Annotated in this window: 14 protein-coding genes; 13 read left to right on the top strand and 1 reads right to left on the bottom strand. The window is 48.8% G+C overall.

The features are described from left to right. The first annotated feature begins 20 nt into the window (after positions 1 to 20). The 5 genes from pstC (at position 21) to C558_RS0109645 (ending at position 4533) form a co-directional block, all read left to right on the top strand. Positions 21 to 950, top strand: a complete 930-nt coding sequence (gene pstC, locus C558_RS0109665) for a phosphate ABC transporter permease subunit PstC (RefSeq protein ID WP_018756059.1) — start codon at positions 21 to 23, stop codon at positions 948 to 950. Between the two features lie 4 nt (positions 951 to 954). Beyond that, positions 955 to 1830, top strand: coding sequence for a phosphate ABC transporter permease PstA (gene pstA / locus C558_RS0109660; protein ID WP_018756058.1), 876 nt, complete (start codon positions 955 to 957; stop codon positions 1828 to 1830). Positions 1831 to 1890: 60 nt separating this feature from the next. Continuing rightward, a complete protein-coding gene (pstB, locus tag C558_RS0109655) occupies positions 1891 to 2646 on the top strand; it encodes a phosphate ABC transporter ATP-binding protein PstB (RefSeq protein WP_018756057.1) in 756 nt (251 codons plus the stop codon). 30 nt (positions 2647 to 2676) lie between these two features. Further along, positions 2677 to 3330, top strand: coding sequence for a phosphate signaling complex protein PhoU (phoU, locus tag C558_RS0109650; protein ID WP_018756056.1), 654 nt, complete (start codon positions 2677 to 2679; stop codon positions 3328 to 3330). 576 nt (positions 3331 to 3906) lie between these two features. Next, positions 3907 to 4533, top strand: a complete 627-nt coding sequence (locus tag C558_RS0109645; RefSeq protein WP_018756055.1) for a hypothetical protein — start codon at positions 3907 to 3909, stop codon at positions 4531 to 4533. Between the two features lie 8 nt (positions 4534 to 4541). Here C558_RS0109645 and C558_RS0109640 read toward each other — a convergent pair whose 3' ends face one another. Beyond that, complete coding sequence (locus tag C558_RS0109640; protein ID WP_018756054.1) at positions 4542 to 5684, bottom strand: ROK family transcriptional regulator; 1143 nt, start codon at positions 5682 to 5684, stop codon at positions 4542 to 4544. A 212-nt stretch (positions 5685 to 5896) separates the two neighbouring features. Here C558_RS0109640 and xylA point away from each other — a divergent pair, with 212 nt between their 5' ends. The 8 genes from xylA to C558_RS0109600 all read left to right on the top strand — a co-directional run bounded on the left by xylA (position 5897) and on the right by C558_RS0109600 (position 15768). Beyond that, complete coding sequence (gene xylA / locus C558_RS0109635; RefSeq protein WP_018756053.1) at positions 5897 to 7210, top strand: xylose isomerase; 1314 nt, start codon at positions 5897 to 5899, stop codon at positions 7208 to 7210. 25 nt (positions 7211 to 7235) lie between these two features. Continuing rightward, positions 7236 to 8729: a xylulokinase gene (gene xylB, locus C558_RS0109630; RefSeq protein WP_018756052.1), complete on the top strand. Its 1494-nt coding sequence runs from the start codon at positions 7236 to 7238 to the stop codon at positions 8727 to 8729. Between the two features lie 220 nt (positions 8730 to 8949). Beyond that, positions 8950 to 9921: a sugar-binding transcriptional regulator gene (locus C558_RS0109625; protein WP_018756051.1), complete on the top strand. Its 972-nt coding sequence runs from the start codon at positions 8950 to 8952 to the stop codon at positions 9919 to 9921. A 35-nt stretch (positions 9922 to 9956) separates the two neighbouring features. After that, positions 9957 to 10883 (top strand): sugar ABC transporter substrate-binding protein, encoded by a 927-nt coding sequence (locus C558_RS0109620; RefSeq protein WP_018756050.1) that lies wholly within the window; start codon positions 9957 to 9959, stop codon positions 10881 to 10883. Positions 10884 to 10954: 71 nt separating this feature from the next. Next, on the top strand, positions 10955 to 12451 hold the full coding sequence (locus tag C558_RS0109615) for a sugar ABC transporter ATP-binding protein (protein ID WP_018756049.1): 1497 nt from the start codon (positions 10955 to 10957) through the stop codon (positions 12449 to 12451). 14 nt (positions 12452 to 12465) lie between these two features. Continuing rightward, positions 12466 to 13440 carry an ABC transporter permease gene (locus tag C558_RS0109610; RefSeq protein WP_018756048.1) on the top strand — a complete coding sequence of 325 codons (975 nt, stop codon included), beginning with the start codon at positions 12466 to 12468 and terminating at the stop codon, positions 13438 to 13440. Continuing rightward, entirely contained in the window at positions 13437 to 14261 is an 825-nt protein-coding gene (locus C558_RS0109605; protein WP_018756047.1) for a tryptophan synthase subunit alpha, read from the top strand. Before C558_RS0109610 ends, C558_RS0109605 begins: the two co-directional genes overlap by 4 nt. 1 nt (position 14262) lies before the next feature. Continuing rightward, the gene (locus C558_RS0109600) at positions 14263 to 15768 is read left to right on the top strand and encodes a xylulokinase (protein ID WP_245583774.1); all 1506 of its coding nucleotides are present in this window, start codon (positions 14263 to 14265) and stop codon (positions 15766 to 15768) included. Positions 15769 to 15848: the final 80 nt, after the last annotated feature.

The following is a 15848-nucleotide window of genomic DNA, read 5'->3' as shown; positions in this document are numbered from 1 at the left end:
ATAGAAATGAGGCATACACCATGAACCAAGCGAAGGAACGCCCAGGCATAACCAGCATCTCCTTCAAAAATAAGAAGACGTACATCCTAGATCGTGCGATGCCCCTATTCCTGTTCTTATGTGCTGCGGTCTCGATTGTAACTACAATCGGGATCGTCTACACGTTGTTATCCGAGACCGTTGATTTTTTCCGTAAAATCCCGATCTTCGATTTCATCTTCGGAACGAATTGGAGTCCGCTCATCGCGCCGAAATCATTCGGAATTCTCCCGCTGCTCAGCGGTACGATGATGATTACGATCATTGCATGTCTATTCGCAATTCCCGTAGGTCTAGCAAGTGCAATTTATCTGAGTGAATATGCACCGACGAGAGTGCGGAAAATTGTGAAGCCGGTATTGGAAGTGTTGGCAGGCGTTCCAACGATTGTTTATGGATATTTCGCACTGACATTTGTAACGCCATTGATTCGTATAATTTTCCCGGACACGGGGGTGTTCAATGCACTAAGTGCCGGTATTGTTGTCGGGATCATGATTATTCCGATGGTATCTTCCTTAAGTGAAGATGCGATGCAGGCCGTACCGCGCAGTTTGCGTCAAGGTGCATATGCACTTGGCGCAACCAGATTTGAAGTGGCGCTGAAGGTCGTTGTCCCAGCGGCATTCTCCGGTATTGTATCCTCCGCCGTTCTCGCGTTCTCTAGAGCCATTGGAGAGACGATGATCGTTGCTGTCGCAGCAGGGGCAACACCGAAGCTGACATTCAATCCGTTAGAGAGCATTCAGACGATGACAGGCTATATCGTACAGGTGAGCCTTGGGGATATCCCACACGGGTCTATCGAATATGGAACGATTTATGCGGTAGGGATGGCGTTGTTCGTCATTACATTCTTATTGAACATTCTAGCCCAATGGGTCGCAAGACGGTTCAGAGAGGAGTACTAAGCAGATGAGTATTTTACAAGATGCCAACAGAGAACAGATTAGCCGTAGACGTAAAATCGATTGGATTCTGCATATACTCTTTATCGCAGCGACCGCCGTTGGAATCCTAGCGTTGATGGCGCTCCTCGTGAACATTATGATGGATGGGTTATCGAGATTATCCCCGGACTTGTTCACGAACTATCCGTCACGGATGGCTTCGAAGGCTGGACTGAAATCCGCCATCGTAGGCTCCATCTATATGGTGCTGATCATGACGCCAATTTCTTTCATTCTAGGTGTCGGAGCGGCCATTTACTTGGAAGAATATGCGAATAAGAATTGGCTTACACGTCTTATTCAATTAAATATAAGTACATTAGCAGGCGTGCCTTCCATCGTCTACGGGATCTTAGGACTTACGATTTTCGTACGCGGTATGCATTTGGAACGGAGCTTATTATCCGGCGCATTGACGATGACGCTCTTGGTCCTTCCGATTATTATCGTATCTGCGCAAGAAGCGCTGCGCGCGGTGCCAAGACAACGCCGTGATGCATCCTTCGCACTGGGCGCAACACGGTGGCAGACAGTATCCGGTTCGGTACTGCCATCCGCGATGCCAGGGATTATGACAGGTGTCATTCTCGCATTATCTCGTGCAATTGGTGAGACGGCTCCGCTTGTTATGATCGGTGCACTGACGTTCGTGGCATTTTTGCCAAATGGTATTATGGACTCATTCACTGTTATGCCGATTCAGATCTTTAACTGGATTTCGAGACCGCAGGAAGCTTTCCATGAACTTGCAGCTGCAGGTATCATTCTCTTACTTGGCTTGCTGCTTATTATGAACTTTGCGGCGATCCTACTCAGAAACAAATACTCTAAGAATTTGTAAATACTATTTCAACAAGCTCGACGCTCGATTCCAGCTGCAATTAAAGGAGAGAAGAAACGTATGAATACGTTGATCGATATCAAAAAATTGAATTTATATTATGGCACGTACCACGCGCTCAAAGATGTATCTCTTACGATTCCAGAAAAGGCGGTCACGGCGTTTATCGGACCATCCGGGTGTGGTAAATCGACCTTGCTGCGTACGTTAAACCGTATGAATGACATGATTGCTGGCACGAAAATCGTAGGCAGCGTAGAAATTACCGGTACGGACATTTATAGCAATGAGGTGGATGTGGAGACGCTTCGCAAGAAAGTTGGCATGGTGTTCCAGCAGCCGAATCCTTTTCCAAAATCGATCTACGACAATATTGCATACGGCCCGAGATTGCACGGCATTCGGAGTAAACAGAAGCTTGATGAGATCGTAGAGCAAAGCTTGCGCCAGTCGGTTCTGTGGGATGAAGTCAAAGACTACTTGAAGCGTTCCGCGTTTAGTCTCTCAGGCGGTCAACAGCAACGTCTATGTATTGCACGTGCACTAGCCGTCAATCCAGATATTCTCTTGATGGATGAGGCGACTTCTGCCCTTGACCCAATCTCGACACTGAAGATTGAAGAGTTGGTACAAGAGCTGAAGGATCGCTATACCATTGTTATGGTTACACACAACATGCATCAGGCCGCGCGTGTCTCGGATCAGACCGTGTTCTTCTTGAACGGGGAAGTCGTCGAGTTCTCGCAGACGGAGCAATTATTCTCGAATCCAACGGACCAACGTACCGAGGACTATATTACAGGACGTTTCGGTTAATCCGAAATCGATGTGCAGGAGGAGACGGCAATGCCTAGAAAAGAATTTGATTCAGGCCTCAATGAACTGACGAAGCTGTTAGAAACGATGGGTAACGAAACGGAACAAATGCTGAAAGAATCGATCGAATCGCTGCAGCGCTTGGATGTAAATCATGCGCGAGCGCTTATCGCCCGCGATTCAGAGATCAACCACATGGAGGAACGCATCCTGGATGTGGGGTCCAAGTTGATTCTCACACAGCAGCCGGTGGCTAAAGATTTACGCCGCATTCTCGTGGCTTTCAAAATCTCTAGCGATTTGGAGCGTATGGCGGATCTCTCCGTAGATATTGCGAAAGTTGTCGTTCGTCTTGAAGGGCAGACGCTCGTCAAGCCATTGATCGATATTCCGCGGATGGGTGAGACGGTACAGCAGATGATCTTTGAATCGATTCGTGCTTATATGGAAGAGAACGTGGATCTGGCTTACAAAATGTCGAAAGACGATGACGTTGTGGATCAGCTCTATAGCCAAATCGTGCGTGAGTTGTTCACGCTGATGGTGGAAGATCCGAAGACGGTATCCCAAGCGATGCTCTTAACGTTCGTTGGACGTTACATCGAGCGGATCGCGGATCATGCAACGAATATTGGCGAGAGTGTCGTGTTCCTCGTAACGGGGAAGCGGCCAGAACTCAATTAGTGGAAATCCCCTTGTGCTTGTTGGCAAGGGGATTTGTTGTGTTATGAGGAGCGTGTAGGTAATCAGCTGAAGTAGCTTATGAGGCTGGGTGTATCCGATTTCGCCGCTGTTGTCATGAGGAAATGTTGAATGGAAAGGTTAGGTATGTTTCCTCATGACAAAGGCGGACGCTATAGCTCTGCATCGGATACACCCACGCCTTTGAAGCTTCAGCTGATTACCTTGGTAGGCAGAACAAATCCCCTTGCCAAATAGCGCAAGGGGATTTGGCGTGTAACGAATCGTAAAGAGCTTATTCACCTCAAATTGGATCATTTATCGAGCTAACGAATCCCAGACACGCTATTGTGCTCAAAATGAGCGAAAACAGGCTCAAATGTAAGGAATAGCGTGTCACCGATTCGTTAGAATTTCAAAATGCCCATTTTGGGGCAAATAGCGATTACTGGGTTCGTTAGCCATAGGCATGTTGGATCAGCGGTTGCCACGAGCAGATTGTTATGGGTTTATTTGTAAATATGAGCTATGCTATACATAGGGAGATTCTCCCTGCATTCCGCGCTAGGAGGGACCAAGATGAAGAAGCGGCATGTTTTTTTGCTCCTGCTTATGATTTCACTCATCTGGCTCGCGCGAAGTCATCTGAATCAATCGCTTGGTGAAGTCGCGTTTCGAGCGATCGGGTTGTCGCCGTGGTCCGAAGGGACGCAAGGATTACATATCCCGAATATTATCGGCCTCGTAATGTTGGTAATTAGTTTCATTGGTGTCGTCAACGGTTACCGTCCCATCTATCCAAAGATTGTTAGTCGACTGTTGATTGGCGTCATCCTATTATTTTCTGTGATTCCCTGGGTGACGGAGAATACGATGTACCTCATCCATTACAATGTGAAGGACACAGGCTCCATTCAAGTCGTTCCGAAGGATCGACGAGCCTATATTGTACGCAATGAAGCGGGTGATGTGACTATTTCATCCCAAGAATTCAGAATTTACAATTATGGTCAAGCGACGAGAATGAAGGTTGTTCCTCTCTCGCATGATCCTGAATGGCGCGATGCAACTTTCGATCCATTTGAACTCCAGATGGAGCCACACTCCCAAGCGACTTTTAACACGACGTTTACGGGCAGGCACACCAAAGGGGCCGAATATAGTCATGATAGTCTCATCGATATCCAGGTCATCGCAGTAGAGTAATCATCATACTACACCAATGTCGCACGATCCTTCGAGAAAAAGCCAGCGATCGCATAATACGCTGCGCCAAGCAGCGTGGAGCGGGTCTCGAGTTGCGCGAATCGAATCGTCGTATGTTTGCGGTGATAGGATAAGGAACGTGATGCCACCGTCTGTTGAATCGCGCTCGTGATGTAGCGTTCCGCTCGGGATATTTGATTTCCAATGATGATGAGCTCTGGATTGAAGGTGTTGATAATCGTACTGATGCCAATCCCGAGATATTCACCGATTTCATAAAATCCGCGGATGCCATCCGCCTCGCCATCAGAAGCCAAGCGCAGCAAGGTCTTAAAGTCAAAATTCGGATGGGCGCTAGCAGAGGCATACAGCTCCCAGCAGCCTTTATTCCCGCAGCGGCATTTGCGTCCGTTAGCCTCTATTGTCATATGTCCCATTTCACCAGACAAGCCTGCAGTACCACGGAAGAGCTCTCCGCCGATCATGATGCCCGTACCAATCCCTTCACTAACGGAAATATAGACGATATTCAATGCAGAGCGGCCAGCGCCGTATTGCAGTTCTCCTACTGCACCCGCATTGGCTTCATTATCAATGGTAACAGGGAGTCCGAACTGATCGGATACGAGCGTATGCAGATCGACATGCTCCCAATCAAGGTTTGGTGCGAATAGAATTTGCCCCTTCTCATCTACGATGCCAGGCACGCCGATGCCAATACCCACGATGCCATAACGGGAGGTCGGTGCTCGTTCGATCATCGCTTGAATTGTTGCGAACAGCTCTTCAATGACCTGATCGCGATCCGTCGTATCAAGTGGACGTTGATCTTCTTCGATCATCTCGCCATTCAAATTTGTTAATATCGTTCGAATACTCGAAACACCCAGCTCAACACCAATCGCATAGCCAGCTGTCTCATGAAACAGCAGCATGACGGGTTTGCGGCCCCCGCTTGATTTACCTGTACCGATCTCGAGAATGAGACCATTGTCGATTAACTCTTGTACGAGAGAGGAGACGGTTCCTTTATTTAATCCGGTCATTTTGGACACGGCTGCACGCGAAATGGGGGAGTGCTCCCGAATCGTATCTAGAACAATGGATTTATTGATTTTTTTGACGAGAAATTGATCACCTGTTGTCTTCATGAAACCTCCTGCTTGTACGTTCATTCGTATAACCGATAAATTATCGTTGTTGTCATTATATCAGCATAATGAAGAAATTTCTTGAAATCAATGACATATTTTCGGCATATACCAAAGTAATAATAACTTAGTTTAACCGATAGACAAACTAAGTTCATGAATGTATACTGAACCCATAAGCAAGACATTTCACCATTTGGAGGTAATCATTGATGACTTATTTCGAAGGTATTTCTACGATTGCATATGAAGGCAGAGGCTCGAAGAACCCGCTAGCATTTAAACATTACAATCCGAAGGAAGTTGTCGCAGGCAAAACGATGGAGGAGCACTTGCGCTTCGCTGTAGCTTATTGGCATACGTTCACAGCTAACGGGACGGATCCGTTCGGTGCAGGGACGATGGTGCGGAACTGGGATCGTTATACTGGACTTGATCTCGCCAAAGCTCGCGCAGAGGCTTCTTTCGAATTCATTACGAAGCTTGGCGTGCCGTTCTTCGCCTTTCATGATCGCGATATCGCACCGGAAGGTGCAACGCTGCAAGAGACGAATAAGAATCTAGATGTTATTGTAGAGATGATGAAGCAGTTCATGAAGGACACGGGCGTCAAATTACTGTGGAACACGCAGAACATGTTCACGAATCCGCGGTTCGTACATGGTGCAGGGACGACATCGAATGCAGATGTATACGCCTATGCAGCGGCACAAGTTAAGAAAAGTCTTGAAATCGGCAAAGAGCTCGGTGCGGAAAATTATGTATTCTGGGGCGGACGTGAAGGTTATGAGACGCTGCTCAATACGAATATGAAGCTTGAATTGGATAACTTGGCGCATCTATACCGAATGGCTATTGATTATGCACAGGAAATTGGCTTTGACGCACAATTTTTGATCGAGCCTAAGCCAAAAGAGCCAACCAAACATCAATATGATTTTGACGCTGCGACGACGATGAACTTCTTACGCACGTATGGCTTACAAGATCATTTTAAATTAAATTTGGAAGCGAACCATGCGACACTTGCAGGCCATACGTTTGAACATGAGATTCGCGTAGCCAGCATCAACGGAATGCTGGGATCGCTCGATGCGAACCAAGGGGATATGCTCCTCGGCTGGGATACGGATGAGTTCCCGCAAGATTTGACACAGACAACGTTAACGATGTATGAAGTCTTGAAAAACGGCGGTATTGGCCGTGGCGGCGTCAATTTTGATGCTAAGGTCCGTCGTGCATCTTTTGAACAAGAAGATTTATTCTTCGCCCATATTGCGGGAATGGACGCCTATGCCAAAGGGTTGAAGGTAGCTGCCAAACTGATCGAAGATCGTGTGCTCGAAGAGGTTGTAGAGAGTCGTTACCGCTCCTTCCAAGTAGGAATTGGCGCAGAGATTGCAGCGGGTACAGCGACTTTGAAATCGCTCGAAGCTTATGCATACCAGAACCATCCGATCCGAAATGTGTCAGGTCGTCAGGAGCGGATTAAAGCGGTTGTGAACGAATATTTGTTGTCAGAGTAAGAAGCAGACCATAGGAGAGATGGCGATGAAATATGTAATCGGGGTTGATCTAGGTACTAGTGCCGTTAAGGCACTGCTGGTTGATCGAAACGGGCATGTCGTTCATGAAGCGAGTGCGAGTTACCCCTTATTCCATGAACAATCCGGTTATAGTGAGCAGCGGCCAGAAGATTGGGTAACAGGTACAATGGACGTTATGAAGCAGCTACTCGACATGGGGAGCGTGAAGGCAGAGGACATCGACGGGATATCCTTCTCAGGCCAAATGCACGGCCTTGTCTTGCTGGATGCAAGCCACCAAGTGCTGCGGAATGCGATTCTCTGGAATGATACACGTACGACACAGCAATGTCGGCAGATTGAGGATCGGTTGGGTCCAATGCTGCTGGATACAGCCCGTAATGCGGCGCTCGAAGGCTTCACGCTTCCGAAGCTGCTATGGGTGAAGGAGCATGAACCGGAAATTTATGCGCAGGCGGATGTATTCCTTTTGCCCAAAGACTACGTTCGATACCGTATGACGGGTCACATCGCCCAAGAGTATTCCGATGCGGCAGGGACGCTGCTCTTGGACGTAGCCAATAAACGCTGGAGTTCAGCGATATGCAACGTAGTGGGTGTGGAGGAACGGCTCTGTCCGCCACTCGTCGAATCCCATGACTTTGTAGGGTATGTGACGGCGGACTTTGCAGCGGCGACGGGATTATCCGTACATACCAAAGTGTTCGCTGGTGGTGCTGATAATGCTTGTGGTGCGATTGGAGCAGGAATTCTATCGGATGGGAAGGCGATGTGTTCAATCGGTACGTCCGGCGTGATCTTGTCCTATGAGGAGAATAAGGCACTCCCTGTCGCAGGCAAAGTTCACTTCTTCAACCATGCGCAGCAGGATGCTTACTATGCCATGGGGGTTACGCTCGCTGCTGGCTATTCCTTGCAGTGGTTCCATGATACTTTCTGCGAGACACAGTCGTTCCCAGAAATGCTGAGCGGTCTAGCATCCACAGATGTTGGTGCGAAGGGGCTGCTATTCACGCCGTATCTAGTGGGTGAGCGTACGCCGCATCCAGATGCGAATATTCGTGGCTCGTTCATCGGCATGGACGCCTCACATACACAAGAACATTTCACGCGGGCTGTGATCGAAGGCATTACTTTTTCACTACGGGAGTCGCTTGATATTCTCCGCGATGCAGGGAAGCATATTCCGATGATGATCTCGATTGGCGGCGGTGCCAAGAATGAGACCTGGCTGCAGATTCAAGCGGATGTGTTCGATGCAGAAATTGTGCGTCTTACGAGCGAGCAAGGTCCAGGGATGGGTGCGGCTATGCTTGCAGCTCACGGCTGCGGGTGGTTCGAATCGCTGGAAGCCTGCGCGAATGAGTTCTTAAGACCTGCCCAGAGATATCAGCCGAACCCGGAAAATGTCGCAAAATACAATCAACTCTATCGACTTTACCAGCAAGTATATGATCAAACGAAGGTATTATCTGAGTCATTAGCCGCATTTCGTTAACTGAACGTTGTATCTCAAGCTCTAGTCCAAATTTCATTTGGATTAGGGTTTTTTTACGTGAACTGTAAAAATCGAGTTTTGCGGCATTTACACGAAATTTGTATGATTTTGTCTAATGAAAACCAATTAATACCTTGTCAAATATATGAAATGGCTTTAAGATTAAAAACGAACAATATTTCATTTTTGAACATTTGTGCCAGAAAGGGGAATTTTCAGCATGACTGATATCGCAGAAGAAAGAACGAGGTTACTCGTCAAAGTGAGCCATTTGTACTACATGGATGGCCTCAATCAACAAGAAATTGCGGAGAGACTCGGAATTTCCAGACCGCAGATCAGTCGCATGTTAAGTGCTGCGAAAGCGCAAGGAATCGTACAGATTTCGATTCGCAACCCGTACTCTGAGGAACAGGTGTATGAGAGGGTGATTGCCGAAACCTTCGGAATCCATGATGTGATTATTATTCAGATGCCAGAAGAAGAACAGCATTTGGTCGATTTGAAGCTTGCAAGAGCGGGCGCCGCACTGCTTGAATCCGTACTTAAAGACTATGACACCGTAGGGATTATGGCAGGGAGAACGGTCTCTGAGCTCAGCAAAGAACTGAATTATTTCAGCCGCAAGCATATGCAGATCGTTCCGTTGATCGGAGGCTGGGGCGCTGAAGGCGCAACATGGCATGCGAATTCGAATGCACGCGTCATTGGAGAGAAGTTGAAGGCAAAGTATTTGCAGCTCAATGCACCCGCGGTTGTAGGGTCCAAAGAAGTGCGCGATACGATTGTAAATGAGCCGGAGATATCGAAGGTCGTGGACATGTGGGATCAGGTAAATGTGGCTGTCGTAGGCATCAGTCAAGTGACCGACGAAGCATCTGTTGTGAAGTTTGGGTATTTTGGCACGAAGGAAATGAATGAGATCAAGTCTATGGGCGCGGTCGGCGGCATCTGTACTTCGTTTCTAGACGAGCAGGGTCATGTGATTTCTTATCCATCTGAACAGCGAATGATCGGCATGAGTGCGGAGACATTACGGCGAATACCGAATGTGATCGCAACCGCGAGTGGTATGGATAAAGTCCCAGCCATATGTTCTGTCTTGCGAGGGAAATGGGTCAATGTACTCGTCACGGATATGGCTACGGCCAAGGCTGTGTTAGAGTGGCATCACGCTCATCCCGTTACATAGAACCATATCTAGAGAAATGAATAGGGGGAACAATAATGAAAAAGGCAGTATCCGTGTTATTATCCATCATTTTCATCATTAGTCTAGCAGCGTGCTCAGGCGGTAATTCAAGCAAGGATGGCGAGAAGAACGTGTCTATCATGACGCCATTCTTATCATCCGTAACGACGAACGAGATGGTCGAGGCGCTGAAGAAGCAAGCCGCTGATCATGGCTGGAAAGCCAATGTCATCGATACGAAGGGCGATGTAGGTCAATTAGCTAGCCGCATGGAGGATGTCATCGCGAGCAAGACAGATGCGATTATTATCGTAAGTACGGACCCGAACCAATTGAAAGCACAAATTCAATCGGCGAAAGAGAAGAATATCCCGGTTATGGGCTGTGACGCTGGATATATTGAAGGCATGACGATGAACGCGACAAGCGATAATACGGAAATGTCGAAAATGATTACAACGCACTTATTCGATACAATCGGCAAAAAAGGGAATTTGGTTGCGTTAACGTACCGTGCGCATCCAGGTGTTCTGAAACGTACGCTTTTCCTTGATCAAATGCTAAGCGAGAACGCAGATGTGAAGAAAGTAACGGAAATGCAAGTAGAAGTTCCTGGGCCAATCGAGAGCGCACGTAAACAAATGGAGAGCTTATTGCTCGCGAATAAAGAGCCGGGTTCGATCACAGCGGTATGGACAGGATGGGATGAGCCAGCAATTGGTGCAGCACAAGCGATCGAAGCATCTGGACGTAAAGATATCGTTGTTATCGGAATCGACGGCAACAGTCAAGCGGTAGAAATGATCAAGAAGGGTTCACCATTGATCGCAACCGTCAAACAGAACTTCCCTGGAATGGCAGAAATCGTAGCGCAACAGCTTGATCTCGTATTCCAAGGTAAAGCGGTTGAAGGTACAGAATTGTACGCACCAGCAAGCTTGATTACGAAAGACCAAGGATAACACAAATGGATGAAGGTAGAGCGGCTGGTCTCCAGCCGCTTTATTCCTTCCATGGCAGGAGGATGACCTGGATGTCACTGTTAGAGGTTCAACAACTGGATAAGAAGTTCGGTCTACATCACGCCCTCTCGGACATTTCCCTCTCGATCGCGTCAGGTGAAGTCGTGGGTCTAGTGGGGGAGAATGGCGCAGGTAAATCGACGTTCATCAAAATTATTACAGGTGTCTATACACCGGATGGCGGTCGCATCGCATGGAATGGACAAGCCGTTACGATTCATTCACCGCGTGATGCGCATCGTTTGGGCATTCATGTAATCCATCAAGAGCGGCATTTAATCCCTTCGTTCTCAGGGTATGAGAATTTGTATCTCGGTCTTCCGCTTCCACAGCTGAAATTCGGACTTCGGGTCAAGTGGAATCAGATGAAGGAACGTGCTGAGGCTGTGAAAAAAGAGCTTGGGATCGAGTTGGATTTGACGAAAACGGCAGAGGAGATGTCCCCGCCAGAACGTACGATGCTCGAGCTGATGCGGGTTATGATGCAGGATTGCAAGCTGCTAATTCTCGACGAGCCGACAGCATCGTTAACCGATCAGGAGACGGAAGTTCTATTCCGCCTGATTGAGCGGATGACGGACCAAGGGACAGCGATTCTGTATGTCTCGCACCGGATGGAGGAAATTTTCCGATTATCCGATCGAATTATCGTATTCCGGAACGGCAAGTGGGCAGGTACGCTTCAACGGGAAGAAGCCGATCTCAAGAAAGTGATTTCTTATATGACGGATACAGACTATCAAGGAACAACGGCACAAGAGCGCACGAATGCCTTGCATGAGCCTGTACTTCTTGAAGTGAGAAACTTATCTACCGTCGATGGTACGGTGAGAGATACCAGCTTCCGTGTTCATCGCGGTGAAATTGTCGGTATCTTCGGTCTGGCTGGAGCAGGACGTACGGAATTACTCGAAGCGATCTATGGCGCGCGGCCAATTCAGAGTGGTGATATGGCAGTCGCAGGGAAAGCGCAGTGCATTGCCTCACCGCAGCAAGCCTTGGAGAACGGTATGGTACTCATCCCTGAAGATCGCAGATCGGAAGGTCTCATCATGAATCTGACGATTCGCGAGAATATGACACTGCCTCGTCTGAAACATTTCTCAACGGGAGTCTATGTGCGGCAGCGGTTCGAGAAGAGCGAAGTGCGGCGTTTTATGGATCACATGAATGTCAAAGCAACGTCCAGTGAGCAGAACGTATCCGAGCTTAGTGGAGGTAATCAGCAGAAAGTCGTCTTTGCCAAAGCGATGATGAACAATCCGGAGCTCTTCTTATGTGATGAGGCAACGCAAGCGGTTGATGTCATGACGCGCGAAGAAATTCATCGCCTGCTTAGGCAGCAAGCGCGTGATAAGCGCGGGGTAGTCTATGTCTCTTCTGATATTCACGAAGTATTGGACTTGTGTGATCGGATTTATGTGCTTCGGGAAGGGACTATCGTGGCTGAAGTGCCTGGTGGGGAGGCTACTTCCGAACAACTCTTACAAATTTGCTATAATCGATGAAAGGAAGACCTATCATGGAAACTACGAAAATAACTAAAAGCTCTTCTTCTATCGAGTGGGGCAAAATATTTAGATCCTATGGCACGGTGATCGCCGGTGTGATCATCACGATTATTTTCAGCGTATTGAATCCGGACTCATTCGCGACACTGGATAATGCCATCAACATTAGTCGTCAAATTTCCTTCCTCGTCATCATTGGGATTGGCGCGACGATTGTCATGTCCGTTAGTGAATTTGACCTATCGATCGGGGCGATTGCAAGTCTCGGCGGGGTCATTGCGGCGAAAATTGCAGCTAGCGGCGGACCGATCTGGATCGCTTTTCTAGCACCGGTTCTTGTGGCACTGGTTGTCGGCTTCATCAACGGATGGATCGTAACGCAGTTCCGCGTATTATCATTCATTACGACGCTTGCGATGAGTACCATTCTGGGCGGATTCACCTTCTGGTTAACAGGGGGTGCGACGATCTTCGAGAATATTCCAGACAGCTTCCGATTGGTCGGTCAGAAATCGCTGCTCGGTATACCGCTTCTCTCCATCGTCATGCTGCTGATTACGATTCTATTCTGGTATGTGATGACGCAGACGGCTTTCGGCAGACGTCTCTATGCGATTGGCGGCAATGAATCGGCTTCCCGGATTGCAGGCCTTCGCGTGAAATGGAATAAAAACGCAGCGTTCGCCTTAGGTGCGGCACTTGCGGCATTAACGGGCGTACTTATGGCTTCGCGTCTTGGCTCTGCGCATCCGACTGCAGGGAACGGATTGTTCCTACAGGCTTATGCAGCGGCATATCTTGGCATGACATCGTTCAAGGAAGGCGTACCGAATATTTGGGGAACCTTCGTGGGTGCTGCCATTATCGGGATTCTGGCGAATGGACTTACGATTATGCAGGTTCCGACATTTATGCAGGACGTCATCACAGGGTTGATCGTCATTGCAGCCGTTATTATGCAGAAGTTCGGACGTGGTTCGCGATGAGCAATCATTTTAACAGCAAGAGAAACTTACAAGCTTGGCAACGGATTGAAGAATTGCAAGAAGCGCTGTTGATTGGCTACTTCGTATCCGGAGATCCGGATGTGGAGAAATCCCTTGAGATCGTGAAGGATTCCGCGACGGCCGGAATCGATATATTCGAGATTGGTATTCCGAGTAGAAATCCGTTTATGGACGGCGCTGTCATTAAGCGTGGACATGAACGGGTTCAAGCACATGCCGAGGACGAAGCGGGCAATGACTGGCTCATGCCTTATATGACGCGTCTTCGCCAGCAGATGGAAGAGCCGATCTGGGCGATGGGATACAAGAAGGAGCTCGTCGAAGAGGGCTTTGCGCTGCAACTCGCAGAAGCAGGTCTGATCGATGGTTTGGTGATCCCGGATGCGAGCATCGAGGATCAAATCGCGCTGCAGTCCGTCCTAGCGGTGCATGGCGTAGATGTCGTTGGATTCGTTAACGATGCGCTTCCGGACGAAGAGATGGAGCGGGTCTGCAGTGCGCTCAACATTCTCTATGCCCAGCTCTACACGGGAACGACAGGAAATCCGCTGGCGAACTCCAGCACGAATCTGTCCGATCTGTATGCGAAGGCTAGAACGTTCACGAAGACAGCGATGATCGTTGCCGGGTTCGGTCTGCGATCGGGGGACCGCGTGAAGTCCGTCGTGGCTAGCGGCTTCGAAGGCGCTGTCGTAGGATCGGTTCTTGTAGCACGATGCGAGACGGGGGAGCAGGATTATTTGTACCGTCTGATTTCGGAGATGAAAGAGAACACAACGCTTGCAGATATGAAGGAGTGAGATGATGGGCTACATTGCTGCTTTTGATATCGGGACAACGAATGCCAAAGGTGTGTTGGTGGACAAGCATGGGGGATTACATCAAGAGCAGGATGTTCCGATGCATACACTCCTTCAAGGAGGATGGATCGAACAATATCCAGAGCAATGGATGGAAGCCGTGTGTACGATTGCTGATGTATGGTGGAGCAGCGGAATTCGTGCCCATGACATCGAACTCATTACATTTAGCGGACAAATGCAAGATATCATTCCCATCCGAGCCGATGGCCTCCCTGTCCGGCCTGCCATCCTCTACTCTGATGGACGTGCTGCAGAACAAGCAGCACGAATGAATCAGGAGCTCGGTCATGAGGGGATATTCCAGGTGACCGGGAATGCTTTGGATGGCACGTCGCCGTTGGCGAAGCTGTTATGGATGCAGGAGCGGGAAGCGGAGCTTGATGTGAAGACAGCTTGGTACCTGATCAGCTCCAAAGATTATGTCATTTATCATCTTACGGGTCAGGCGGTCACGGACGCGACAACTGCGGCGACAACGGGGATGATGAACCTTCATATGCGGGAATGGGAATCGGCCTGGTTATTGCGTTATGCACTTGATGCGAAGAAGCTGCCGCCGATTCTGGCACCGGAAGCGGTCGCGGGCGAGGTGCATCCAGAAGCTGCGCGGATGACCGGATTCCGGGCAGGAACGAAGGTGCTATGCGGTATTGGCGATGCTGGAGCAACGACCATAGGTGCCGGCGTAACGGCTCCTGGTGAAATGTATGGCTATATTGGGACGACAGGATGGATTGGGATGACGTCCAATCAGAAGCTGCCCGCAGAGAGTCGGGTATTCCATTTGGCCCATGCGGCGGATGGTGTGTTGATCGCTGTTGCACCGCTGCTTAATGCGGGTAATGCACATCAGTGGGCGGTAACAATGTTTGGCGAAGGTGCGGATGGATCGAACTTAAATTATCAAGCGTTTGAGGATGCCGTTCGGGCGACCAATCGACTCGAGAATCACGTCTTGTTCCTGCCCTATCTGAACGGGGAACGTTCGCCGATTCAAGATCAGCAGGCTACAGGTAGTTTTATAGGTCTGAAGCAGGCAACGACGAAGGCGATGATGGGATGTGCGGTGCTGGAAGGGGTAGCCTTCGCGATGAAGCAAGTGCAGCAGCAGCTCGGCGATGGTAACGCACTTCATAAGCCGCTTGTTCTCATTGGCGGTGGAACGAAAAGCCCTGTCTGGTGTCAGATGATCGCGGATATTTTCGGCGTCCAAGTTCGAGTTCCGCAAGATTCGCAATACCTCCCGGCTCTAGGGGCGGCTTCTGGTGGTTTCATTGAACTGGGTTGGGTGAATAGCTATACCGAGTTCGCGGATCAATATTTATCTACAACGGCGGCAGAGGTGTATACGCCAGATGATGCGCTTCATGCGCATTATCAACGTAAGTTCGAGCGTTATAAGAGCATTTATCCTTCTGTGAAGAACTTATTTATAGAAAATTAAGAGCCTATAAGATATAACCGAATTCCCTATGACCTGGGGGTTCGGTTATTTTTGTTCAAAAGTTGACTATTATAATGCTA

Origin of the sequence: Paenibacillus terrigena DSM 21567 (assembly GCF_000374845.1) — a bacterium.
Taxonomy (GTDB): Bacteria; Bacillota; Bacilli; order Paenibacillales; family Paenibacillaceae; genus Paenibacillus_K; species Paenibacillus_K terrigena.
This window is presented reverse-complemented; position numbering and strand designations above follow the sequence as displayed.

Bases quoted from the DNA above. Each gene is read 5' to 3' on its own strand.
- xylA (WP_018756053.1), top strand. From the start codon at position 5,897: ATGACTTATTTCGAAGGTATTTCTACGATTGCATATGAAGGCAGAGGC.
- C558_RS0109645 (WP_018756055.1), top strand. From the start codon at position 3,907: ATGAAGAAGCGGCATGTTTTTTTGCTCCTGCTTATGATTTCACTCATC.
- pstB (WP_018756057.1), top strand. From the start codon at position 1,891: ATGAATACGTTGATCGATATCAAAAAATTGAATTTATATTATGGCACG.
- pstA (WP_018756058.1), top strand. From the start codon at position 955: ATGAGTATTTTACAAGATGCCAACAGAGAACAGATTAGCCGTAGACGT.
- C558_RS0109610 (WP_018756048.1), top strand. From the start codon at position 12,466: ATGGAAACTACGAAAATAACTAAAAGCTCTTCTTCTATCGAGTGGGGC.
- C558_RS0109625 (WP_018756051.1), top strand. From the start codon at position 8,950: ATGACTGATATCGCAGAAGAAAGAACGAGGTTACTCGTCAAAGTGAGC.
- pstC (WP_018756059.1), top strand. From the start codon at position 21: ATGAACCAAGCGAAGGAACGCCCAGGCATAACCAGCATCTCCTTCAAA.
- xylB (WP_018756052.1), top strand. From the start codon at position 7,236: ATGAAATATGTAATCGGGGTTGATCTAGGTACTAGTGCCGTTAAGGCA.
- C558_RS0109605 (WP_018756047.1), top strand. From the start codon at position 13,437: ATGAGCAATCATTTTAACAGCAAGAGAAACTTACAAGCTTGGCAACGG.
- C558_RS0109600 (WP_245583774.1), top strand. From the start codon at position 14,263: ATGATGGGCTACATTGCTGCTTTTGATATCGGGACAACGAATGCCAAA.
- C558_RS0109620 (WP_018756050.1), top strand. From the start codon at position 9,957: ATGAAAAAGGCAGTATCCGTGTTATTATCCATCATTTTCATCATTAGT.
- C558_RS0109615 (WP_018756049.1), top strand. From the start codon at position 10,955: ATGTCACTGTTAGAGGTTCAACAACTGGATAAGAAGTTCGGTCTACAT.
- phoU (WP_018756056.1), top strand. From the start codon at position 2,677: ATGCCTAGAAAAGAATTTGATTCAGGCCTCAATGAACTGACGAAGCTG.
- C558_RS0109640 (WP_018756054.1), bottom strand. From the start codon at position 5,684: ATGAAGACAACAGGTGATCAATTTCTCGTCAAAAAAATCAATAAATCC.